This window comes from Roseateles subflavus, from assembly GCF_030285365.1.
Classification (GTDB): Bacteria; Pseudomonadota; Gammaproteobacteria; order Burkholderiales; family Burkholderiaceae_C; genus Roseateles_B; species Roseateles_B subflavus.
Map to the genome: position 1 here is coordinate 250,279 of NZ_JASVDS010000001.1, position 21,881 is coordinate 272,159.

Here is a 21,881-nt window from a genome sequence, read left to right on the forward strand (position 1 = left end):
TGGGCCCGGATTGTAAAGATGTGTTGCGGCCACTTCCTAGCCGGTGTTCACCCGGACGCCCTTGCCCGAGGATGCCTTCCATGATCCGCCTCCACTACGCCCCCGGCAATGCCAGCCTGGCCCCGCACCTGCTGTTGCTTGAACTTGGCCGGCCTTTCGAGCTCGTTCTCGTGGACCGCGAGCGCAACGAGCAGCGCAGTCCCGCCTACCTGAAGCTCAACCCCAACGGCCTCATCCCCGTGCTGACGGACGGCGACCTCGTGCTGTACGAGACCGCCGCCATCCTGCTGCACCTGGCCGACTCCCACCCGCAGGCCGGCCTGCTGCCGCCCCTGGGCAGCGCCGCGCGGGCCGAGGCCTACAAGTGGCTGTGCTGGCTGAGCTCCGGCCTGCAGGTCACGATGGGGCGCTACTTCTACCCCGAACGCCAGCTGCCGCCCGAGTTCCCCGAGGCCATCGCCCTCCTGCGGGAGCAGGCCGAGGCCCGGGCCGGCGAGCTGCTGGACATCCTCGACGCCGAGTTCGCCCGGCACGGCGGCCCCTGGGTGCTGGGCGCGCAGTACAGCGCCGTCGACCCGCTGGCCTTCATGATGTGCCGATGGACGCGCGGCATGCGCCGCCCGGCCCGCAGCCTGCCCCATCTGGGACCCTATGTGCAGCGCATGCTCGAGCGCCCGGCCACGCAGTCGCTCTGGGCCGCCGAAGGCCTGCAGGCCCCGTATGTCTGAGTCCCTGCCGAACGCCATGACCGAGCTCATCGTCGTCCGCCATGGCGAGACGGACTGGAACCTGCGCAAGTGCTTCCAGGGCCAGATCGACATCCCGCTGAACGAACGCGGCCTGGCGCAGGCCCGGCTGCTGGCACGCCAGCTGCAGTCCGAGGGCCTGCGCATCGATGCCGCCATCAGCAGCGACCTGGGCCGTGCCCGGCAGACGGCGGCGCCCGTCTGCGAGCTGCTGGGGCTGCCCTTGCACAGCGACGCCGCCTGGCGCGAGCAGGCCTTCGGCGTGCTCGAGGGCCAGAGCGTGGACACGCTGCGCAGCACGCATCCCGAGCTGCACGCCCAGTGGCAGCGCCATGACCCGGACTACGCGCTGCCCGGCGGCGCCGAGAGCCGGCGGCAGTTCTCGGCACGCGTCCTCGCCGCCGCGGCGGCCCTGGCGCGCCAGCATGACGGCCGGCGCGTCCTGGTGCTGACCCACGGCGGGGTGCTGGACATGCTCTGGCGCGCCGCGCAAGGCCAGCCGCTGAGCGGGCCGCGCACCTGCAGCATCCCGAACGCCGGCATCAACCGCCTGCGCTGGAGCCCCGAGGGCCCGGTGCTGCTGTCCTGGGGCGAAGACCAGCACCTGCGCTCCCTCGCCTGACGCGCCGCCGGCCCCATCACCAAAGTCACCCCGCATAGACCCTCTGTGAGTGCCACGGGGGCCTTGCTATGGTGCGGCCCATGCAGATCCCTTCCCCCGCCGCCGGGCTGAGCCGGCGAGCCTGGTTGCAGCGCCTGGGCGCCGTGGCCGGCAGTGGCGCCGTCTATGGCGCGCTGAGCACGCTGGGCCTGGCCGAGGCCTCCCCCGCGCAGGCCGGTTTCAAGCTCGGGCCGGCGCCGGTACACGGCCGGCGCGTGCTCGTCCTGGGCGCCGGCGTGGCGGGCCTGGTCTCGGCGCTCGAGCTGCTGCGGGCGGGCTACGAGGTCGAGATCGTCGAGTTCCAGGACCGCATCGGCGGCCGCTGCTGGACGCTGCGCGGCGGGGACCGCTACACGGAGCTGGGCGGCGCGACACAGGACTGCCGCTTCGACCGCGGCCAGTACTTCAATCCCGGCCCCTGGCGCATCCCCTTCCATCACCACGGCGTGCTGGACTACTGCCGGCAGCTGGGCGTGAAGCTGGAGCCCTTCGTCCAGCTCAACCACAACGCCTACGTGCACAGCCCCCGCGCAGCCGGCGGCCGGCCGCAGCGGCTGCGCGAGGTGCAGGCGGACTTCCACGGGGACGTGGCCGAGCTGCTGGCCAAGCTCGTCCGCCAGCAGGCGCTGGACGAGACCCTGACCGCCGAGGACCGCGAGCGCCTGCTGCAGGCCCTGCGACAGTTCGGCGGCCTCGACGAGGAGAGCCGCTACCGAGCCGGCGAGATCACCGCCGACCGCCGGGGCTTCGATCCGTTCCCCGGCATGGGCGTCGTGGCGCATCCGCCCGAGACCGATCCCCAGGGCCTGCAGTCGCTGCTCCGGTCGGGGCTGTGGTCGCAGCTGGAGCAGGGGGCGAGCTTCGAGTTCCAGACGCCGCTGTTCCAGCCCGTGGGCGGCATGGACCGCATCGCGCACGCGCTCGCGCAGGCCGTCGGGATGCAGCGCATCCGCCTGCGCCGCCGCGTCAACGCCATCCAGCAGGACGCCAGCGGCGTGCGCGTGCAGGTGCAGGACCTCGACCGCCCGGGTCAGCCCACCCAGACGCTGCGCGCCGACTGGTGCGTCTGCACGCTGCCGCTGTCCGTGCTCTCGCAGCTGGACGTGCAGTGCAGCGAGCCGCTGCGCCAGGCCATCGACGCCGTGCCCTACTTCTCTGCCTTCAAGGCCGGCCTGCAGTTCAAGCGCCGTTTCTGGGAAGAGGACGAGGCCATCTTCGGAGGCATGAGCAGCACGGAGCTGCCCATCCGCGTGATCGGCTACCCCAACCACGACCTGCAGAGTCGCAAGGGTGTGTTGCTGGGCGCCTATGCCTTCGGGACACAGGCGCTGGAGTTCACCGCGCTGCCGCCGCAGGAGCGCCTGCGCGAGGTCCTGCGCATGGACAGCCAGATCCACCCGCAGGCGCCGGCCGCCTACGAGTGCGGCATGGCCATCGGCTGGCACCGCCATCCGGCCACGCTGGGCTGCTTTGGCGACTGGAGCCGCGTCGCCCGCCAGCGGCACTACCCCACGCTGCTGAAGATGGACGGGCGCCTGATCCTGGCCGGTGAGCACGCCTCGCTGCTGCCGGCCTGGCAGGAAGGCGCCGTGCTCTCGGCGCGGCATGCCATCACCCAGCTGCACGAAAAGGCCCGCGCCGCATGAAAGCCCTGCTCACCGTCCTGCTGCTGGCCCTGCCGGCCTTCGCCGGGGCCGCCGACACGGCCACGACCTCTGCCGCACCGGCCGCCAGCGAGCCCCGCTTCTCCTCCGGCTGGCGCTTCGAGCAGCGCAGCGGTCCGGCGCTGTACGGCGCCCTGTGCGCGGCCTGCCACATGCCCGACGGCCGCGGCGCCCGCGGGGCCGGCAGCTATCCCGCGCTACAGGCCAATCCGCGGCTCGCCGCGACCCCCTACGCCCTGCACATGGTGCTGAACGGCCACCGCGCCATGCCCGGCTTCGGGCGCCAGCTCAGCGACGAGCAGGTGGCGGCCGTGCTGAGCCATGTGCGCGAGCGCTTCGGCGGCCTGACGCCCGAGGCCGCCCGGGTGACGCCCGCCGAGGCCGCGGAGGTCCGCCAGGCGGCACAGGCCGGCACGGCCGTGGCGCACTGACCCCGGCGCCCGCCTCGTCACCCCACGCGCATGACCCCGCCGCGCCCCGCCCCCGAGGCGCCCCCTCACCTCACGGAGCCTGTATGAAACCCTTTGCCCCTGCCCGCTTCCTGGCCTGCCTGACGTCCCTGGTGTCCCTGGTGTCCCTGGTGTCCCTGGTGTCCCTGGTGTCCCTGATGCCGGCCGCCCACGCCCAGACCACGGCCCCGGCCAGCCCCGACGTCATCCGCCACCGCCCCGCCGGCTCGACCTTCCCCATCGCCAGCGCGGTGGAGGTGCCGGCCGGCCGGACGCTGGTCTTCGTCAGCGGCGCCGTGCCGGCCGTGGCGGATCCCAAGGCCGAGCGGGGCACGCTGGCGGCCTATGGCGACACCCGCACGCAGACCCTCAGCGTCCTGGCCAACATCGAGCGCCAGCTCAAGGGTCTGGGACTGGGCATGGGCTCGGTCGTGAAGATGCAGGTCTTCCTCGTGGGCGATCCCGCCAAGGGCGGGCGCATGGACTTTGACGGGTTCATGTCGGCCTACACCGAGCATTTCGGCACGGCGGCGCAGCCGAACCTGCCGGCGCGCTCCGTCATGCAGGTGGCCGGCCTGGTGGTGCCGGGCTGGCTGGTGGAGATCGAGGTCACGGCCGTGCGCTGAGTGCAGACAGGCGGGCGGTGCGCCAGTCTGGAACAGAACTGTCACAAACCGTCGCCACAATGCCGGGGCATGTCACGCACATCGCCCCCCACCCCCCTTCCGTTCAGCCTATCCGGCCTGTCCCGCCCGTCCTCCCGCCGGCTGGCGGCCGTCCTGCGGCGCCAGGCGCTGCGGCTCGCGGCGCTCACCCTGCTGCTGCCCGCCCTCGGTCCCAGCCATGCCCTGGCGGACGTGCAGGGCGTGGGGGCCAGCTTCCCCTCCGTGGTCTACCAGGCCTGGACGCAGCAGTACGCCCGCGCCCACGGGCGCAAGGTCAACTACAAGCCCACCGGCTCGGGCGATGGTCAGAAGCAGATCCAGGCCCGGGCCGTGGATTTCGCCGGGAGCGACGTGCCCTTCAGCGAGGCCGACCTCGTCAGCAAGCAGCTGGTGCAGCTGCCCATGCTCGTGGGCGGCATCGTGCCGGCCGTCAACCTCAAGGGCGTGTCGCAGCTGCGCCTGGACGGTGCGACGCTTGCCGACATCTTCCGTGGCGAGATCCGGCAGTGGAACCACGCCCGCATCGCCGCGCTGAACCCCGGCGTCACGCTGCCGGCCCTGGCCATCACGCGCGTGGTGCGCAAGGATAAGTCCGGCAGCACCGACGCCTTCAGCCGCTACCTCAGCCTCGCCTCGCCGGCCTTCCGCGAGCAGATCGGCCCCGGCATGCTCCCCAAGTGGCCCGAAGGCGCCGTGGCGGCCGAGGGCAATGACGGCATCGCTCAGGCCCTCAAGACGACGCCCGGCGCGATCAGCTACGTCTCCTTCGACCGGCTGCACAAGGCCCAGCTGAGCGGCGTGCAGCTGCGCAACGCCGACGACACCGACTTCGTCGCGGCCAGCGAGGCCGGCTTCCGCGAGGCGGTGCGCAACTCGTCCATGGGGCGCACGGGCGACGAGTCCGCCAGCCTGCTGCAGCGGCCCGGCAAGGGCACCTGGCCGATCACGGTCACGTCCTACATCCTGGTCGATGCGCGCCCGAAGTCGGCCGCGGCGGCCAGCGAGGCCCTGCACTTCATCAACTGGACGCTGCAGTCCGGCGATCGCCTGCTCGCGGACACCGGCTTCGCGCCCCTGCCCGTGGCGGTGCAGGCACGCATGGCCGCCCGCATCGCCAACGTCAAGGCGCAGGACGGCGGCGTGATCAACTACTACTGAGGCGGCCCAGAGGGCCCCGCGCCCTCACAGCGAGAAGCGCTGCCGAAGCTGCAGCGCGTGCCGGCGCGACACCGGCACGCGGCTGCCGCCCTGCATCAGCAGGACGAGGGCCTGGGCGTCGTCGGTCAGCACCTCCACGATCTGGTCCAGGCGCACGACCGCGCTGCGGCTGACCTGCAGGTAGCGCCGTGCATCGAGCCGGGGCAGGAGCCGCTGCAGGCTGCCGGCGAGCAGGTACTCGCCATCGGGCGTGTCCAGGCCCAGGTAGTTGTCGCGCGAGTGGATGGCGCGCACGTCACCCAGGCGCACGAGGGCCATGCGCTGGCCGCGGCGCAGCAGCACGCGGTGCTCGTCGTCCAGCGGGGCGGGGTCGGGCAGCCAGTGCTGCAGGCGCTGCAGCGCGCGGGCCAGGCGTTCGGGATGCACGGGCTTGACGAGGTAGTCCACCGCATTGAGGTCGAAGGCCTCCAGCGCGAAGTCCTCATGGGCCGTGCAAAAGACGAGGCGGACCGCCGGCCCCAAGGCGCGGGCCAGGCTCAGCCCGTCGCGCTGAGGCATGTTCACATCCAGCAGCAAGGCGTCCGGCTGCAGCTGCTGCGCCAGTGCGAGGGCCTCGTCCCCATCCGCCGCTTCCCCCACCACCTCGACCTGCGCATGGGCCGCCAGCAGCCGGCGCAGCTCGGCGCGCGCCAGGCGCTCGTCATCAACGATCAGCAGACGCATGGGCCTCCAGTGGCAAGCTGAGTTCGACGACGAAGCGGTCGGCCTCCTGCCGCCGCGAGAGCGTGGAACCCGGGCCGAGCATCAGGCGCAGGCGTTCCTGCAGGTCGCGAAGGCCGCTGCGCAGGCCGGGCGCGACGTCCAGCGCGCGATCCGGGCAAGGATTGCTCACCTGCAGCCGCCAGCGCCCGTCCTGCGGCGCCAGCGCCTCCACCCGCAACGTGCCGCCGGCCCGCAGGCGCGAGATGCCATGCTTGATGGCGTTCTCGCACAGCGTCAGCAGCGTGAAGGGCGGCAGCCTCGCGCCCGGCGGGGCGGCGTCCAGCTGCACCTCCACGCTCAGGCGCTCCTCCAGCCGGCAGCCCTCCAGCGCCAGGTAGCTGTGGCACAGCGCCCAGTCCTGCGACAGGGGCAAGGCGTGGCGCAGGTCCTGCTCCAGGCTGTGCCGCAACAGCAGCGACAGCTCGGTGACCATGTCCGCCGCCCGCTGCGGATTCTCGAAGATCAGCGCCCGCACGCTGTTCATGGCGTTGAAGAGAAAGTGGGGGTGCAACTGGGCCTGGAGCTGCTGCAGCCGGGCCGACTCCGCCAGGCGCGCGAGCTGACGGCGCTGCCACTGTTCCCGCCACAGCAGCAGGCCGAGGGCCAGTGCGCCGTAGTTCAGGACGTCCATCAGCAAGGACGTGCTGAAGAACAGGGCCTGCAGCTGGTTGCCGCGCAGCTGCAGGGACTCGACCGCCACGGCGCTCAGATGCGGCAGGAGGTCCAGCCGCTCGCGCAGCGCCATCATGCCGGTGGTGTCCGCCAGGGCCAGCGCGCCCACCAGGCCGGCCCGGGCCGCCCAGCGCGGCCAGCGCATCAGCCCCTGGGCCAGCTGCACGAGCAGCACCGCCCGCCACAGCACGCCGCACAGCGCCAGCAAGGGGGCGACGCCCTGGGGGCGCAAGGCCAGGTTCATCAGCTGGGATCCGACCCACTCCAGGCTGCTGGCGCCCAGGGCCAGCAGCCACAGCGGCCAGCCACGCGGCAGGGCGAAGCCCGGCAGCTCGAGCAGCCCCAGGGTCGAGGAGGGTTGCCTGCTCATGCGCGGGCTCCAGGGCGACACCCCCTCAGCGGCGAGGGGATGGGAGGCCGGCGGCGGAAATCAGGGAGCGATCGGGCCACGGGAAGAAGTGGGTGAGCGGCATCGGGACAAGGCCGGGGATCGCCCGGCAGCGAGGCCCGGAGTGTCGCAAGATTCCCGCCCGCCCGGGCTGAACACCGGGACGAACGGTTCGAGCCGATGGCCGAACGGTTCACGCCGGCTGGGGCGTCGCGCACCGCAGGCCGCGTCGCTGCCCGGTGGCGAACCCGGGTCGCATCTCGAACGCGAGATCAGGCGATCAGGCGATCAGGCGATCAGGCGATCAGGCGATCAGGCGATCAGGCGATCAGGCGATCAGGCGATCAGGCGATCAGGCGATCAGGCGGCGCCACGACGGCCGAGCCTCAGTTCCGGTTGCGGGCCCGTTGCTCACGGGCTTCGCGCAAGGCCACGCATTCGGCATGCCCATGGAAGCGCGGCTTGGCGCATTGCTCGTCGAGGCACAGGGCCCGTGCGATGAACACCCGCTTGCCACAGGCATCGGACGGGCTCGCCGGTTCGGCCTCCGCCACGACCGGCGCACTGGCCGGCAGGGGCTGGGCCACCACAGGCGTGTGCTCCACCGGTGCGGGCGCCACGGGGGCTGCCCCGGGCGGGGCTGCCACGGGGGCAGGGTCACGCCGCTTGCGGGCGTCCTGGGGCAGGCGGCGGTCGCCCGGCTTGTCTACCGGCTTGTCGGCGGCCTTGTCGCTGGCCTTGTCGAGGGGCTTGTCGGTGCCTGGCGTCACGCCGGCGCCCGCCGGGCCGCCGGCCACGGGAGACGAGGCCGCACGAGCGGCTTCCTGGGACTGCACCAGCGCCAGCACCGGATCGGCCGCAGACTCCGCCGGGCTGGCGGCGGACGCCGGCGCGGAGGCTGCCATGGCGAGGTCCGACTGCGGCAGGGTCGGCGTGCGGTGCAGCATCGGTTGCACCAGCGCCACCAGCAGGGCCGTGCCCGCGCCCGCGGCCAGCAGGCCGACCGCCCAGGGCCAGCGTCGGGGCGGGCTGGGCGGCGCTCGGCGCTTGCTCGAGCGGCGCGAGGGGGGCGGCATCACCACGACTTCGGGCAGCGGTGCGGGGGCGGAGGCGGCCTGGGCGTCCTCCAGCAGCAGGTCCGGCGCGTCCAGGGCGCGGGTCGGCAGGAAATCGCTGTCGCCGAGCTGGCGGGTTTCCGCGAACTCGGAGTCGCTCGCCAGCCGGGTGTCCTCGAAGCCCACCGGCGGTGGCGTGGCCGAGGTGTCGACACGGCGAGGCTCGGGAGGCACGAGCCGCCCGTCCAGCGCGGCGCGCAGATGCGCCACGGATTGCGGGCGGTCCTGCGGATGCACCCGCAGCATCCAGTCGATGCAGGCCAGCAGCTCCGGGCTGTAGCCCGCGGGCGCGAGGGTCACGAGGCTCTGGTAGTCATCGCCCAGGCTGCGGGCCGTGGCGGCGGGCGGCGTGCGCCCGAGGACCAGCTCGTGAACCATCGCCCCCAGCGCGTAGAGGTCCGTCCAGGGCCCCTGGCGCAGCTGGCGTGATTCGGCGTACTGCTCGATGGGGGCGTAGCTGGGCTTCAGGATGGCCGTGAGCCCTTCCGCGCGGTCGCTGATGACCTGGCGGGCGGCGCCGAAGTCGAGCAGCACGGGCGCGGCGCCGCCATAGGGCAGGAAGACGTTGTCCGGGGCGATGTCCCGGTGCCAGATGGACTCGGTGTGCAGCAGCTCCAGCGCCTCCAGCAGCGCAGACACCAGCCGGCGCACCCAGGCCTCGTCCGGCGGCTGGCTCATGGCGCGGCGGGCTTGGCGCAGCGTCTGGCCCTGCAGATAGGGCATGACCATGTAGGCCGTGCCGTTGGCTTCCCAGAAGCGGTAGACCTTCAGCAGGGACGGGTGGTCGAAGCGGGCCAGCAGCCGGGATTCGTTGACGAAGGAGCGCAGGCCCGCATCGAAGGTCTCCTGCTGCGAGCCGGAGCGCACGGACACCTTGGACTTGGCGTTGCGCTGGGCCAGCATGGAGGGCATGTACTCCTTGATGGCCACCTGGCGCTGCAGGGCGTGGTCCTGGGCCACGTAGATGATGCCGAAGCCCCCCACGGCCAGCGTGCTGACGATTTCGAGCTCGCCAAAGCGCGTGCCCGCCGGCAGGGCGTTGGGAGCGGCCGACGAGGCGGCGGCGCGGCGATCGGGGCTGTCGTCGGGCATCAGGACCGGGCGGTGAGCACGAGGGCTGTTTTCAGGCAGGGACGGGCAGCTTGCAGCATGCGAGGGCCGAAGCGTAGCGGATCAGATGAGCCGCAAGCGTCACTTCTCCGCAAGATGTAACAACTGCTTGCGCCTGAACAGGCTCAAGCGCGAAATTGTTCAGGGTTGGAGCGGCAGGGCCTTCAGGTAGTCGTGCAGCTGTTGCGCCAGCGCGGCCCGTTCTGCCTCGGGCAAACCCTCGGACAACGGGGGCATCGTGGTGCCGGGCTTCAGCTTCGCGGGCTGCAGCAGCCACTGCTGCCAGCGCTGCGCATCGATCTCCCGCGCACGCAGCGCCAGGTTGAGCGGCATCTTGAAGCCACCATAACCATTGACCTGATGGCAGCTGAGGCAGTGGGTCTGCAGCGCCTGGGCCTCGGCGCCGTAGCGCCCCGCGAGGGTGCCGGGCAGCAGGACCGCGCGGCTGGACGGCGTGCGGCGCACGCTGCCGATCTGGTAGGGCCACACGGCCCCACCCTCCGCCTGCAGCGCGGGATCTCGGAGGTTGTCCCAGACCAGGTAGTAGGGACCCAGCGGCACCTGCTTTTCGCCCTGGGCATGGTTGTCCACCCGGAAGGGCTGGCCATCGGCCCGCGCGAAGACGATCCAGGCGCTGTACTGGCGGAAGCGTTCCACAGGGATCCGGGACACGAAGCCATCGAGCGCGCTGACCTCCAGCTCGGCATCGCCCGCATCCCAGCCGGGCGCCAGCCAGCGGTCCAGGAAGACGCGGGCGGGCCAGCCCCGGTAGCGCACCTGCACGGCCTGCCCGGGACGCGAGAGATGGGGCTCCACCACCGTCACCTCGCCCGGCTTCGGGCCTTCGGCGAGCGCGGCCTCCGGTGCCGGCAAGGCCCGCGGCGCTGAGACCGGGGGCGGGGGCGGCACGGGCGACAGGGCCTGAGCCAGGGGCAGCCCTCCCATCAGACTGATCATCAGGCTGACCATCAGGCCAGCCCGCAGGCCACGCTGCTGGACGCACACCAGGCGACCCGGCAAGGCACGCAAGGCAGGCGGTGTGGCGCAGCTGGGGTCGTTCAGCGAGGATGGGTGGCGCATGGTTCGTTCGTGTCTCGGGGACATGGGGAGCGATGAGGACCGGGGCTTCGTCAGGGCTTGAAGACCAGGGTGCTGCGCGCATTCGCCTGCACGTCGGGCGCCTCCAGCCATTGGGCACGGGCCCGACCGGCGACGTAGTCCACCGCCTGGTCGCTGTAATGGCGATCACCCAGCACACCGCTCTGGCCAACGGGGTTGACGCCCTGGCTCCGGCCCGCAGCCGCGAAATCGATCGCGCGGCGGGTGGACGGGCCGTAGGCCACGCTCCAGGGGGCATCGCCGCTGCGCTGGGCGAGGTTGTTGGGCACCTCGTGTGCGCCGGGGGCCGGGAAGGGGCCGACGTTGAAGATCGGGGCCAGCCACTTCACCTCGCCCAGGGGATGCTTGTGGGTCACGCTGTGCGCCCTGCCCCAGGTCCACTGCGCCGGATCCTCGCCGAAGGTGCGGCGCAGATGCTGCAGCGTGGCGGTCCAGGCCTCGGCCACGATCTGCTCGCGGGTCTCCCGCTGCGGCGTGCCCTTGCGGTCCCACCAGGGAGAGTCCGCGTCCTGGACAAGGCGCGGGATCGCGTGATCGAGGGCCCGGGTGCGGGTGAGGTTGGCGATCATGGCCTCGTCCATCTTGTCCGAGAGCACGGCGTGCACCAGCTGGTGCTCGAGCTGGTGGAAGAGCACCGGCGCGCGGTCCTCCAGGCGGTGGCCGCCCTTCCAGTCCGCCAGCAGGGCGACCAGGTCGGCCCCCTCCTTCTGCTGCTTCAGGATGGGCAGGATCGGTGCGAGCACCCGCGGGCCGTAGCCCGTGTCGTCGAGCAGTTGCAGGGCCTGGACGCGGGGCACGTCCCAGCCGGTGGCGCTGGCCTTGAGGCCCTCCTCCAGGCGCCAGCCACGGTCCGGCAGGTTGTAGTAGCCGTACACCGGCTCCGGCGACGCCGGCTGGTGGTTGGCCGAGACGATGTAGCCGCGCGCGGGGTTCTCTTCCTGCGGATTCGCGGAGAAGGGCAGGAAGCCGAGCTTGTCGGCCTCGGCCGTGCTGCCGTCGAGGATGAAGCCGGGATTCACGCCAGCCGGCCGCCGCACCAGCCGCGCCGAGGCCCACCACGCGATGTCACCCGCCGCATTGGCCCAGACGACGTTGAGCCCCGGCGAGTGGATGCCCTGCACGGCGGAACGCGCAGCGTCCAGGGTGTCGGCGCGGTTGAGGCCGTGGAAGGCCTCGAAGATCGGGTTGTCCGTCTCGAGGAAGGCCCACCACAGGGCGATGGGGGTCTTGCCGGCATCGCCGGGCACCGCGTCGTTGACGATGGGGCCATGCGGCGAGCGGCGGAGCTGGACGACCTCGTCCGCGCGGCCCTTGACCTTGATGCGGATCTCGCGCGACTCCAGCGGCTGCCAGGCGCCCTTGACCAGCACCTGGCCGGGATGGGCGGCGTCGGTCTTCTCGGCGATGAGGTCGATGTCGTCGTTCTGGAACATGGTCAGGCTCCAGCCGAAACGCTGGTTGTGACCGATCAGGGCGAAGGGGTTGAGCACCTGGAGGTGGCCGTAGAGCTCGAAGCCCGGCGCCTTCATGTGAGCCTCCCACCACACGGCGGGCGTCGAGAAGCCGATGTGCGGATCTCCGGCGAGCACCGGCTTGCCGCTGGCGGTGCGGGACCCGGCGATCACCCAGGCATTGCTGCCTTCCATCTGGGCGAGCCCGGTGCCGAGGCTGTCACTGAGCTGGCCGATGCGGGCCAGCGCCTGCCAGTCGGCGGGCTGCAGCCGCGCGCCGGGCAGGGCCGCCGCCGTGGCCGAGGCCGCGGGCGCCCCCAGGCGCGCACGGGCCGCCAGGGCCCCTTCGGGCTTCCAGTCAAGATCGAAGATCTTGAGGTAGTCAGGCCCCAGCTGGTCTCGGACGTAAGTGAGTGCAGGCTCCGTACGGAAGGCCGACGCGAAGCTGTAGGCCAGGTAGCCCGCGACGGCGTAGGTGTCCACCGGCTTGAAGTCGCGCTTGGGAATGCCCAGGAGCTCGAACTCCAGAGGCGCAGGGCGGGTCGCCTGGTACTGGTTGACGCCGTCGAGGTAGGCCTGCAGCGCCCGCAGGGCCGGACCGGCAGGCCGCGTGGCGTCCGCCTTTGCCCGGGCCTCGGCGGCGTCGAGCAGGCGCAGGCTGCGGAAGAGCTTGTCCGTCGGGAGGAGTTTCTCCCCCAGGACTTCGGCCAGTTCCCCCCGGGCGAGCCGACGGGCCATTTCCATCTGGAAGAGGCGGTCCTGGGCATGCAAGTAGCCCAGGGCACGGTAGAGGTCCGGCTCGTTCTGGGCCTCGATGTGGGGGACCCCCCAGGCGTCGAATCGGACCGTGACGGGCTGGCTCAGGCCCTGCAGCGGCAGCTCACCGTCCCGCTTGGGCAGTTTGGCCCGCCAGTGCAGGCCGGCGGCCAGCAGGGTCAGGACGACCAGGCCCAGCAGCAGCCAGAGCAGGGAACGAAGACGAAAGGTGCGTGCAGCCATGCAGAGGACTCCCAGACAGGGCCTGCATTGCAGCACAGGGTCGGCGGCCGCGCATCAGGATTGGCGCGCCCTGCGAACGACCCGGGCGGCGCTCATCCTCCATCCAATGGAAAAGGGCTGATGGATCCGAAAACCCATCAGCCCTTGCCATCCGCGCTGTGACGCGGCAGCAGGCGTGCTCCGGCGAGCGGCCTGCTCCCTGCGGATGAGAGTCCTCAGTGCTCCTCATCCGCCCCTCCGGCCCGTCTTTGCCGGGCCACCCTCGTTTGTGTGCTTCGAACTGTAGGGGGCCTTGCGCACAAAAGGCTTGCGTTTTGAGGCTCAGGTGCCGCATGGAGCGCATGAAAATTGCGCGGAACAGCGAAACATCGGGCTAGCCTCATCAAGGAAAACCCGGAACACGCAGTATTCCGTGAACCTTGGCACGGATGGCACCAGCTTTGCGACAGCGCAAGGCCGTCGCGCGGTCGTTCAGGCAGCGATGCGGGGACCGCGCTGGCGCAGCTGGGTCAGGGTCTCGATGCGCTTGAGCAGATCACGGTCGCTCCAGGGCTTCTTGAAGATGCCATAGAGCCCCTGGATCTGGTGGACGCGGCCCTGCAGCTCCTCGTGGCCGGTGATGGCGATGATGGGCAGGTCCTCGGTCTCGAGGGCGCCCTGGACGTCGGCGATCAGCTCGAAGCCGTTCTTGTTGGGCATTTCCAGGTCGGTGATCATGACCTGCACCGGGTGGCGCGCCAGCACCTCGAGAGCCTCGATGCCGTCACGGGCCAGCAGCACCAGGTAGCCGGCGCCTTCCAGCAGCTTGCCCAGCTTGGCACGCACCACGGCGGAGTCGTCCACCACCAGCACCGGCACCGGGCCGGTCACCGTGCCGACCCCCTGCCCCATGCCCGGCAGCACACTGGGCTGGAAACGGCTGGCCGCACCGGGGCCGCTGAAGGGGGCGGGCAGCTGCGATTCCTGGAACTGGCGGACTTCCTCGTCCTCCTTGCGGATGCTGATCAGGATCACGACGATGGCCAGCGGCACCGCGATCAGCAGAGGCAGCAGGTAGGGACCCAGGAGGTCAGGCAACTGGAAGGGCATGGGAGGTTCTCCACGCCGGCGGCGCGGCCGGCAGGGCTGGGCGGATGCCGGTGGAATCTACCACCGTGACGCGCCCGCCGACCTGGGGATTGCGCCGGGCGTCCCGCTCGAATGGGCGGGTGGGCCTGCCGCATTTGTAAGCAGGCGTTTCGGCAGCCGGGCCGCTGCGGTGCTGTCCCGGCCCCCCGGGACGGCCACCCCGTTCACGCAGCCGGGCGCTCGCGCCGGTAGCCGTACTCTTCGCACGGCGCGCCGCGGAAGTCCCGCACCTCCGTGCAGAAGCGCCGCATGCCGCTGGCCTCGAGCAGCTGGATCGACGCGTGGTTGCGCGCGTCCACCCAGCATTCGATCTCCTGCAGCCCGCCGGGCCCCAGCAGAAAGTCCTGCAAGGCGACGAAGGCCTCGCGCGCCAGGCCGCGGCCGCGCCAGCCAGGATGCAGGGTGATGCCCATCCAGGCGCTGAGGGGCCGACGGGCCGCCGCCGTCGTCGAGGCCGGCGCTTCGGGCGGACTGCGCAGGCACAGCCCGATGTCTCCCATCAGCTGGTCGTCCGCGACGTCGGCAATGGCCAGCTGCACCCAGACGTCCGGCAGGCCGACGGGGGCCGTGCTCATCTCCTCCAGGAATTCGAGGGACTGCGCCGGGTCCACGGCCTGCGTCCAGCCCTGGAAGCGCGCCGTCTCGGCGTCGCTGCGGTAGGCATGGAAGCGGTCGAGGTCGGCGGGGCGCATGCGCCGCAGGTGCACCCGGCCGCCGTCGGTGCCCAGGGGCAGCGCGGCCTGAAGGACGGACGCCTCCGCGGGCTCGGTCTCGTGGTTCATCGCGCCCTCCCGGTGCAGTGAAAGACCTGCAGCCTAGCGCAGGAGATCCTGCTGTCCCGAAAGCCACTGGGAGGTCTGGCGGCGCAGGGCCCGCAGCGCCTCGCCGGCCTGATGGCGTTGGCGCTGCTGGTCGGCCTGCAGCTCCTCCAGGCGCTGGGCCATCGCCCCGGCACGGGCGCCGTCGCCCAGGGCCTCGAACAGGCGCCGGGCGTTGCGCAGCAGGGGCGCCCGCATGAAGGGATAGGCTTGCAGCGCGGCCGGCAGCAGCAGGGGCTCCAGCAGGTGCCGGGCACGGTCCAGGTCGCCCGCCAGCAGCGCGCATTCCCCTTGCGCATGCAGCAGCGACGCACGGGCCTGGGGCAGCTCCTCCGTGCGCACCAGGTCCAGGCCCTTGTCGAACAGCGCCTGCGCCTCGTCGAGGCGCCCGGCGTGCATCATCGCGATGCCCACATTCATCAGCAGGGTGGCGCGCTGGCGCAGGTGCATCTCCGGCGCGTCCAGCTGCGAGCGCGCCTGGAAGGCCAGGCGGAGCTGGCGCTGGGCCATGGCATCGGCCTGCTGGTCCTCGCCGCGGCGACGCAGCTCGTCGATGGAAAGCGCGCCGGCCAGCAGCGCGTTCGTGTAGGCCCGCGTCATGGCATGCGGCTCCTGGCTTTCCCGCGCCCGGGAGAGCGCCTGCAGATGCAGCATCTCGGCCTCGTCGTACAGGCCGAGCTGCGCGTAGGCGTGGGCCAAGGCCCCCAGCGCCCGCGGCAGCATGGCATGCAGCACAGGGGGCTGCGTGGCGGTCTCCACCGCCTCGCGCGCCAGCTCAAGCGCCTCGTCCATCAGGCCTGCGCCACTGAGGCACAGCACGGCGATGTCCAGCATCTCCACCCGCTCGGCCCGCGCGTGCGGCTCGAGCAGGTTCAGGGCCAGGCTGGCGCCGGTGTAGGCCTGCGTCACGTCGTAGAGCGCCCAGCCGGCCCGCGCCTGCATCAGGCCGATCTCGCAGCGTCGGGCCGGCGCCATGGTCGGGGCGTCGCAGGCCGCCTGGGCCTGGGCCAGCCAGTCGAGGGCCTCGCGCATGCGGTGCGCGTCCAGCGCCTGGCGGGCACGGTGCAGGAACTGCTCGCAGGCCTGCGCTTCAGGGATCAGCAATGGATTCATGCAACTCGTCCTGCCGGCCGGACACCCAGGTGCGCACGACGGGTCGCGCGGCCACCGGCCAGACACTGTCACAAAGCCTAGCGCGTGGGCGCAGGCCGCACAGCCGTCCGCCGCGAGCAAAGCGGGGCCCGGCGTGCAGAACTCCTGCGATTGCCGACTTTCAGCCCCGCGTCGCCGCGTGCAGGGTCTGGTGCGCACCCGCGCGCAGGCCCGGACGGTCGGCCTCGGCCGCCGCCAGGGGCTGTACCTCGACCAGGCTGGCCAGACAGCGCTCGGTCAGCTGCTGGTAGGTGCGGGTGCCCTCGAGCTTCCAGCGGATCTCGTCCTCGCTCAGCGCCCGCAGCACCTTGGCGGGCAGCCCGGCGATCAGCGAGCGCTCCGGCAGCACCTGCCCGGCCTTCACGAAGGCGCAGGCCGCCAGGATGCTGTACGCCCCGAGCTCCGCGCCATCCATCACCACGGCCTTCATGCCCACCAGCGCGTCATGGCGGATCACGCAGCCATGCAGCACCGCGCCATGGCCGATGTGCCCGTTGCGCTCGACCACAGTCTCGGAGGCCGGGAAGCCGTGCACCACGCAGCAGTCCTGCACATTGGCGCCCTCGTGCAGCACGATGCGGCCGAAGTCCCCGCGCAGGCTCGCGTTCGGGCCGATGTAGCAGCCCGGACCGACGTGGACGTCACCGATCAGCACCGCCGTCGGGTGCACGTGGCTGCTGGGATGGACCACGGGGATCACCCCGTCGATGGCATAGCAAGGCATGAGGACTCCAGTCGGCAGGGCGCCGCGCATTGACAGGCGCACATCGCCGCGGAATTCCAGGGTTTACCCCCACTCGGCGCGGCTTGTGCCAGATCAAGCGGGACCTTACGATCTACCGACCGGTCGGTCAAGAGTGTTCCCACCTTGATCTGACGCATAGCCAGACGAGGCCCCTCATGACTCTGCCCACCGCTGCGCCCACCGACGCCGCCGCCCTGCTGATCAGCCAGGAAGGTGCCGTGCGCACCCTGAGCTTCAACCGTCCTGCGGCGCTGAACGCCTTCACCGCCCAGCTGCTGGCACAGACCCGCGCCGCACTGGACGAGGCCGCCGAGGACGCGAGCGTGCGGGCCGTGGTGATCACCGGCATCGGGCGCGCCTTCTGTGCCGGGCAGGACCTCTCCGACCCGCTGATCAAGCCCGAGTTCGGCGCCGACGCCCGCCCCAAGGACATCGGCCACCTGCTGGACAACTACTACATCCCCCTCGCCCTGCGCGTGCGCTCGATGCCGGTGCCGGTGATCGCCGCCGTCAACGGCGTGGCGGCCGGCGCTGGCGCCAATCTCGCGCTGGGCTGCGATCTGGTGGTGGCCGCGGAGTCCGCCAGCTTCATCCAGGCCTTCTCCAAGATCGGCCTGATCCCCGACTGCGGCGGTACCTGGCTCCTGACCCGCCTGGTGGGCCGCGCCAAGGCCATGGAGCTGGCGCTGCTGGGCGACAAGCTGCCCGCCGCCGAGGCCGCCCGCCTGGGCCTGATTGCCCGCGTTGTCCCGAACGAGGAGCTCGCCGCGACGGCGCAGGCCCTCGCCACGCGACTGGCCGCGATGCCCACGCGCTCGCTGGTCGAGACCCGCAACGCCTTCGACGAGGCGCTGAGCCTGAACTACGAGGACGCCCTCAAGCTCGAGGCCGTGATGCAGAGCCAGCTCGGCTTTGCGCACGACTACCTCGAGGGCGCCGCCGCCTTCCTGGAAAAGCGCACGCCGGTCTTCAAGGACCGCTGAGCCCGCCGCCCTCGCCCTGCACCGTTCCTGCTGTTGAAGGAGTCCCCTGCATGTCCACGCCCCTGAGCCCGCAAGCCGTCGCCGAAGCCGTCCGCGACGCCATGGTCCGCGAGGACCATGCCTCCAAGGGTCTCGGGATGGAGATCTTGGCCGTGGGCCCGGGCCGCGCGACGATCCGCATGACCGTGCGGCAGGACATGCTCAACGGTTTCGCCATCTGCCATGGCGGCCTCATCACCACCCTGGCCGATTCGGCCTTTGCCTTCGCCTGCAACGCGTACAACGAGTTGACGGTGGCCTCGGGGATCACGATCGACATCGTGGCGCCCGCACGGCAGGGCGACGTGCTGACCGCCGTCGCCCACGAGGTTTCGCTCGCCGGCCGGACCGGCGTCTATGACGTGAATGTGCGCAACCAGCGGGACGAGCTGGTGGCCGTGTTCCGGGGCAAGTCCTACCGCATCAAGGGCAAGCCCGTGGTCCCCGGCCTGACCGCTGGTGCAGCGCAGGAGTGAACCCATGACCGTGAAGCACCCCGCCCCTGGCGACCTGGAAGCCATCGAGACCGCCAGCCGCGACGAACTGCAGGCCCTGCAGCTGCAGCGCCTGCAGTGGACGCTGCAGCACGCCTACGAGAACGTGCCCCACTACAAGGCCGCCTTCGACGAAAAGGGCGTGCACCCCTCCGACCTCAAGACCCTGGCCGACCTCGCCAAGTTCCCCTTCATGACGAAGAAGGACCTGCGCGACCACTACCCCTTCGGCCTCTTCGCCGTGCCGCGCGAGCAGATCGTGCGCATCCACGCCTCGTCCGGCACCACCGGCAAGCCCACGGTCGTGGGCTACACGCAGGCCGACATCGACACCTGGGCGAACCTCGTGGCCCGCTCCCTGCGCGCCTCGGGCGTGCGCCGCGGCGACATCGTCCACATCGCCTACGGCTACGGCCTCTTCACCGGCGGCCTGGGCGCGCACTACGGCGCCGAACGCCTGGGGTGCACGGTCATCCCCATGTCCGGCGGCCAGACCGAGAAGCAGGTCCAGCTGATCCAGGACTTCAAGCCCGATGCCATCATGGTCACGCCGAGCTACATGCAGGTGATCATCGAGGAGTTCGTGCGCCAGGGCCTGGACCCGCGCGCCAGCTCGCTGAAGGTGGGCATCTTCGGCGCCGAGCCCTGGACCGAGGCCATGCGCCGCGAGATCGAGACCCGGGCCGGCATCGACGCCGTGGACATCTACGGCCTCTCCGAGGTGATGGGGCCAGGTGTTGCCAACGAGTGCATCGAGTCCAAGGACGGCCCGGTGATCTGGGAGGACCACTTCTACCCCGAGATCGTCGACCCCGAGACCGGCGAGGTGCTGCCCGACGGCGCCGAGGGCGAGCTCGTCTTCACCTCGCTCACCAAGCAGGCCCTGCCGGTGATCCGCTACCGCACGCGCGACCTCACCCGCCTCCTGCCCCCAACCTCGCGCAGCATGCGGCGCATGGGCAAGATCGTCGGCCGCTCGGACGACATGCTGATCATCCGCGGCGTCAACCTGTTCCCCACGCAGATCGAGGAGCTGGTGCTGCAGGAGCCGCAGCTCTCGGGCCAGTACCAGCTCGTCGTCAGCCGCGAAGGCGCGCTGGACGAGGTGCTGGTGCGCTGCGAGATGCTGCCCGGCGCCGACATGGGCCAGAAGGACGGCATCGCCCGCCATCTGCAGCACCGCATCAAGACGCTGATCGGCGTCTCCACCAAGATCGACATCGGTGCGCCGGACAGCATCGAGCGCACGCTGGTTGGCAAGGCACGGCGCGTGATCGACCGCCGACCCAAGTAACCCCCGGATTCCCACAAGGAGCCATTCATGTACACACAAGCGATGAGCGTCGGGCCGCAGGATCAGGCGGCCAAGGTGCAGAGCGCGGAGGAGGCCCAGAAGCTCGCGGCCTTCGAGGCCCGCGTCGGCGAGGGCGAGTTCGTCGAGGCCAAGGACTGGATGCCCGAGCACTACCGCAAGACGCTCGTGCGCCAGATCAGCCAGCACGCGCACTCCGAGATCGTCGGCATGCTGCCCGAGGGCAACTGGGTCACGCGCGCGCCCACGCTCAAGCGCAAGGCCATCCTGATGGCCAAGATCCAGGACGAGGGCGGCCACGGCCTGTACCTCTACTCCGCCGCCGAGACCCTGGGCACCAGCCGCGACCAGATGCTGGAGGCGCTGCACTCGGGCAAGGCCAAGTACAGCTCCATCTTCAACTACCCCACGCTGAACTGGGCCGACATCGGCGTGATCGGCTGGCTGGTGGACGGCGCCGCCATCATGAACCAGGTGCCGCTGTGCCGCTGCTCCTACGCGCCCTACGCGCGGGCCATGATCCGCATCTGCCGTGAAGAGAGCTTCCACCAGCGCCAGGGCTACGAGAGCCTGCTGGTGATGATGCAGAAGGGCACGCCCGAGCAGCAGGCCCTGGTGCAGGACGCCGTCAACCGCTGGTGGTGGCCCTCCCTCATGATGTTCGGCCCGCATGACAAGGACTCCCCGAACTCCGAGCAGTCCATGCGCTGGGGCATCAAGCGCATCTCCAACGACGACCTGCGTCAGAAGTTCGTGGACGCCACCATCCCGCAGGCCGAGGTGCTGGGCGTGACCGTGCCGGACCCCGACCTGAAGTGGAACGCCGAGCGCGAGCACTACGACTTCGGCGCCATCGACTGGGACGAGTTCTGGCGCGTGGTGGGCGGCGACGGCCCCTGCAACCGCGAACGCCTGGCCACCCGCGTCAAGGCCTGGGATGAGGGCGCCTGGGTGCGCGAAGCCGCACTGGCCCACGCCAAGAAGCAAGCAACAAAAGCGCAAGCCGCCTGAGCACAAGGAACCGCATCATGAGCAATCAGCAAGCCCCCAAGAACGAATGGCCCCTGTGGGAAGTCTTTGTGCGCAGCAAGGCCGGCCTCGATCACAAGCACTGCGGCAGCCTGCACGCGCCGGACGCCAAGCTGGCCCTGCAGATGGCCCGTGAGGTCTACACCCGCCGCCAGGAAGGCGTGAGCATCTGGGTGGTGCTGTCCAGCCAGATCGTGGCCTCGGACCCGGGCGAGAAGGGCATGTATTTCGATCCGATGGAAGACAAGGTCTATCGCCATCCGACCTTTTACGAGCTCCCCGACTCGGTCAACCACATGTAAGGACTGACCCACCCCCTACGCGCTTCGCGCGCCCCCTCGAGGGGGCGAGGCCAAGGGCCCGGCAGAGCCGGATCCCCGGCCTCAGCTGGGTGAAGTTCCCGCAAGGGCTGGAGATCTAGAGATGACACAACAATCGATCAAGGTGGGTGACAAGCCCGAGGTGCGCTACCTGCTGCGCATCGCCGACAGCTGCCTGGTGCTCTCGCAGCGCCTCTCCGAGTGGTGCGGCCACGGCCCCATCCTGGAGGAGGACCTGGCGCTGACGAACATGGCGCTGGACCTCATCGGCCAGGCCCGCGGCCTGCTGACCCGTGCGGGTGAGCTCGACGGCCAGGGCTTCGACGAAGACCAGCTGGCCTTCCTGCGCGACGAGCGCCAGTACTTCAACCCGGTGCTGATGGAGCTGCCGCGCGGCGACTTCGCCTTCACCACCGCCCGCAACCTGGCCGCCGCCACCTGGCTGCGTCTGCTGTGGGCCCGGCTGCAGGACTCCAGCGACGCCGAGGTGGCCGCCATCGCCGCCAAGGCCTTCAAGGAAGCCAGCTACCACCAGCAGCACGCGGCCGACTGGACCGAGCGTCTGGGCGACGGCACCGAGGAATCGCGCCGCCGCATGGTCGAGGCCCTGCAGCTGCTCTGGCCCTACACCAACGAGCTCTTCGCCAGCGACGACATCGACGCGCACGCCGCCGCCACGGGCCTGGGCCCGGCCTGGGACTCGCTGCGCGCCGACTGGCGTGCCGCGATGGACGAGGTGCTGGCCGATGCCACGCTGCAAGCGCCGGCGGACAGCCGCTACATCCCCAGCGGTCGCGTGGGCATCCACAGCGAGCACATGGGGCACATGCTGTCGGAAATGCAGTACCTGCAGCGCGCCTTCCCCGGCGGCGTCTGGTGAACGGAATGACCACCCCCTACAC

The 21,881-nt window shown here is 71.1% G+C and carries 21 protein-coding genes; 12 read left to right on the plus strand and 9 right to left on the minus strand.

Translation table 11 applies throughout. The annotated features are described in order from the left end of the window. Positions 1–80 precede the first annotated feature (80 nt). The 6 genes from QRD43_RS01090 to pstS all read left to right on the plus strand — a co-directional run bounded on the left by QRD43_RS01090 (position 81) and on the right by pstS (position 5,343). Complete coding sequence (locus QRD43_RS01090; protein ID WP_285980621.1) at positions 81–728, plus strand: glutathione S-transferase family protein; 648 nt, start codon at positions 81–83, stop codon at positions 726–728. Beyond that, the gene (locus tag QRD43_RS01095) at positions 721–1,368 is read left to right on the plus strand and encodes a histidine phosphatase family protein (protein ID WP_285980622.1); all 648 of its coding nucleotides are present in this window, start codon (positions 721–723) and stop codon (positions 1,366–1,368) included. Before QRD43_RS01090 ends, QRD43_RS01095 begins: the two co-directional genes overlap by 8 nt. A gap of 80 nt (positions 1,369–1,448) precedes the next feature. Beyond that, positions 1,449–3,053 carry a flavin monoamine oxidase family protein gene (locus QRD43_RS01100; RefSeq protein ID WP_285980623.1) on the plus strand — a complete coding sequence of 535 codons (1,605 nt, stop codon included), beginning with the start codon at positions 1,449–1,451 and terminating at the stop codon, positions 3,051–3,053. Beyond that, complete coding sequence (locus QRD43_RS01105) at positions 3,050–3,502, plus strand: c-type cytochrome (RefSeq protein WP_285980624.1); 453 nt, start codon at positions 3,050–3,052, stop codon at positions 3,500–3,502. The genes QRD43_RS01100 and QRD43_RS01105 overlap by 4 nt, the downstream gene beginning before the upstream one ends. 83 nt (positions 3,503–3,585) lie before the next feature. After that, the gene (locus QRD43_RS01110; RefSeq protein ID WP_342399029.1) at positions 3,586–4,146 is read left to right on the plus strand and encodes a RidA family protein; all 561 of its coding nucleotides are present in this window, start codon (positions 3,586–3,588) and stop codon (positions 4,144–4,146) included. A gap of 69 nt (positions 4,147–4,215) precedes the next feature. Next, positions 4,216–5,343, plus strand: a complete 1,128-nt coding sequence (gene pstS / locus QRD43_RS01115; RefSeq protein ID WP_285980625.1) for a phosphate ABC transporter substrate-binding protein PstS — start codon at positions 4,216–4,218, stop codon at positions 5,341–5,343. A 24-nt stretch (positions 5,344–5,367) separates the two neighbouring features. On the opposite strand, the gene QRD43_RS01120 is transcribed toward pstS, so the two are convergent. The 9 genes from QRD43_RS01120 to QRD43_RS01160 all read right to left on the minus strand — a co-directional run bounded on the left by QRD43_RS01120 (position 5,368) and on the right by QRD43_RS01160 (position 16,781). Further along, the gene (locus QRD43_RS01120; protein ID WP_285980626.1) at positions 5,368–6,066 is read right to left on the minus strand and encodes a LytR/AlgR family response regulator transcription factor; all 699 of its coding nucleotides are present in this window, start codon (positions 6,064–6,066) and stop codon (positions 5,368–5,370) included. Next, positions 6,047–7,147: a sensor histidine kinase gene (locus tag QRD43_RS01125; RefSeq protein ID WP_285980627.1), complete on the minus strand. Its 1,101-nt coding sequence runs from the start codon at positions 7,145–7,147 to the stop codon at positions 6,047–6,049. The genes QRD43_RS01120 and QRD43_RS01125 overlap by 20 nt, the downstream gene beginning before the upstream one ends. Positions 7,148–7,551: 404 nt before the next feature. Continuing rightward, entirely contained in the window at positions 7,552–9,372 is a 1,821-nt protein-coding gene (locus QRD43_RS01130; RefSeq protein WP_285980628.1) for a serine/threonine protein kinase, read from the minus strand. Positions 9,373–9,531: 159 nt separating this feature from the next. Next, entirely contained in the window at positions 9,532–10,470 is a 939-nt protein-coding gene (locus QRD43_RS01135; RefSeq protein ID WP_285980629.1) for a cytochrome c family protein, read from the minus strand. A 50-nt stretch (positions 10,471–10,520) separates the two neighbouring features. Beyond that, positions 10,521–12,959 (minus strand): penicillin acylase family protein, encoded by a 2,439-nt coding sequence (locus QRD43_RS01140; protein WP_285980630.1) that lies wholly within the window; start codon positions 12,957–12,959, stop codon positions 10,521–10,523. A 471-nt stretch (positions 12,960–13,430) separates the two neighbouring features. Next, positions 13,431–14,048: a response regulator gene (locus QRD43_RS01145; RefSeq protein ID WP_285980631.1), complete on the minus strand. Its 618-nt coding sequence runs from the start codon at positions 14,046–14,048 to the stop codon at positions 13,431–13,433. 203 nt (positions 14,049–14,251) lie between these two features. After that, on the minus strand, positions 14,252–14,869 hold the full coding sequence (locus QRD43_RS01150) for a GNAT family N-acetyltransferase (RefSeq protein ID WP_285980632.1): 618 nt from the start codon (positions 14,867–14,869) through the stop codon (positions 14,252–14,254). A gap of 33 nt (positions 14,870–14,902) precedes the next feature. Beyond that, positions 14,903–16,018: a tetratricopeptide repeat protein gene (locus tag QRD43_RS01155; protein WP_285980633.1), complete on the minus strand. Its 1,116-nt coding sequence runs from the start codon at positions 16,016–16,018 to the stop codon at positions 14,903–14,905. Between the two features lie 160 nt (positions 16,019–16,178). Further along, positions 16,179–16,781, minus strand: a complete 603-nt coding sequence (locus tag QRD43_RS01160; RefSeq protein WP_285980634.1) for a phenylacetic acid degradation protein PaaY — start codon at positions 16,779–16,781, stop codon at positions 16,179–16,181. A 176-nt stretch (positions 16,782–16,957) separates the two neighbouring features. On the opposite strand from QRD43_RS01160, the gene QRD43_RS01165 reads away from it, so the two are divergent. The 6 genes from QRD43_RS01165 to paaC all read left to right on the plus strand — a co-directional run bounded on the left by QRD43_RS01165 (position 16,958) and on the right by paaC (position 21,859). Then, positions 16,958–17,785 (plus strand): enoyl-CoA hydratase-related protein, encoded by an 828-nt coding sequence (locus tag QRD43_RS01165; RefSeq protein ID WP_285980635.1) that lies wholly within the window; start codon positions 16,958–16,960, stop codon positions 17,783–17,785. A gap of 50 nt (positions 17,786–17,835) precedes the next feature. Further along, entirely contained in the window at positions 17,836–18,300 is a 465-nt protein-coding gene (paaI, locus tag QRD43_RS01170) for a hydroxyphenylacetyl-CoA thioesterase PaaI (RefSeq protein ID WP_285980636.1), read from the plus strand. Positions 18,301–18,304: 4 nt separating this feature from the next. Then, positions 18,305–19,612, plus strand: a complete 1,308-nt coding sequence (paaK, locus tag QRD43_RS01175; RefSeq protein WP_285980637.1) for a phenylacetate--CoA ligase PaaK — start codon at positions 18,305–18,307, stop codon at positions 19,610–19,612. A 27-nt stretch (positions 19,613–19,639) separates the two neighbouring features. Next, positions 19,640–20,641, plus strand: coding sequence for a 1,2-phenylacetyl-CoA epoxidase subunit PaaA (gene paaA, locus QRD43_RS01180; protein ID WP_285980638.1), 1,002 nt, complete (start codon positions 19,640–19,642; stop codon positions 20,639–20,641). A 17-nt stretch (positions 20,642–20,658) separates the two neighbouring features. After that, on the plus strand, positions 20,659–20,961 hold the full coding sequence (gene paaB / locus QRD43_RS01185; RefSeq protein ID WP_269632395.1) for a 1,2-phenylacetyl-CoA epoxidase subunit PaaB: 303 nt from the start codon (positions 20,659–20,661) through the stop codon (positions 20,959–20,961). A gap of 121 nt (positions 20,962–21,082) precedes the next feature. Next, positions 21,083–21,859 (plus strand): 1,2-phenylacetyl-CoA epoxidase subunit PaaC, encoded by a 777-nt coding sequence (paaC, locus tag QRD43_RS01190; protein ID WP_285980639.1) that lies wholly within the window; start codon positions 21,083–21,085, stop codon positions 21,857–21,859. Positions 21,860–21,881: the final 22 nt, after the last annotated feature.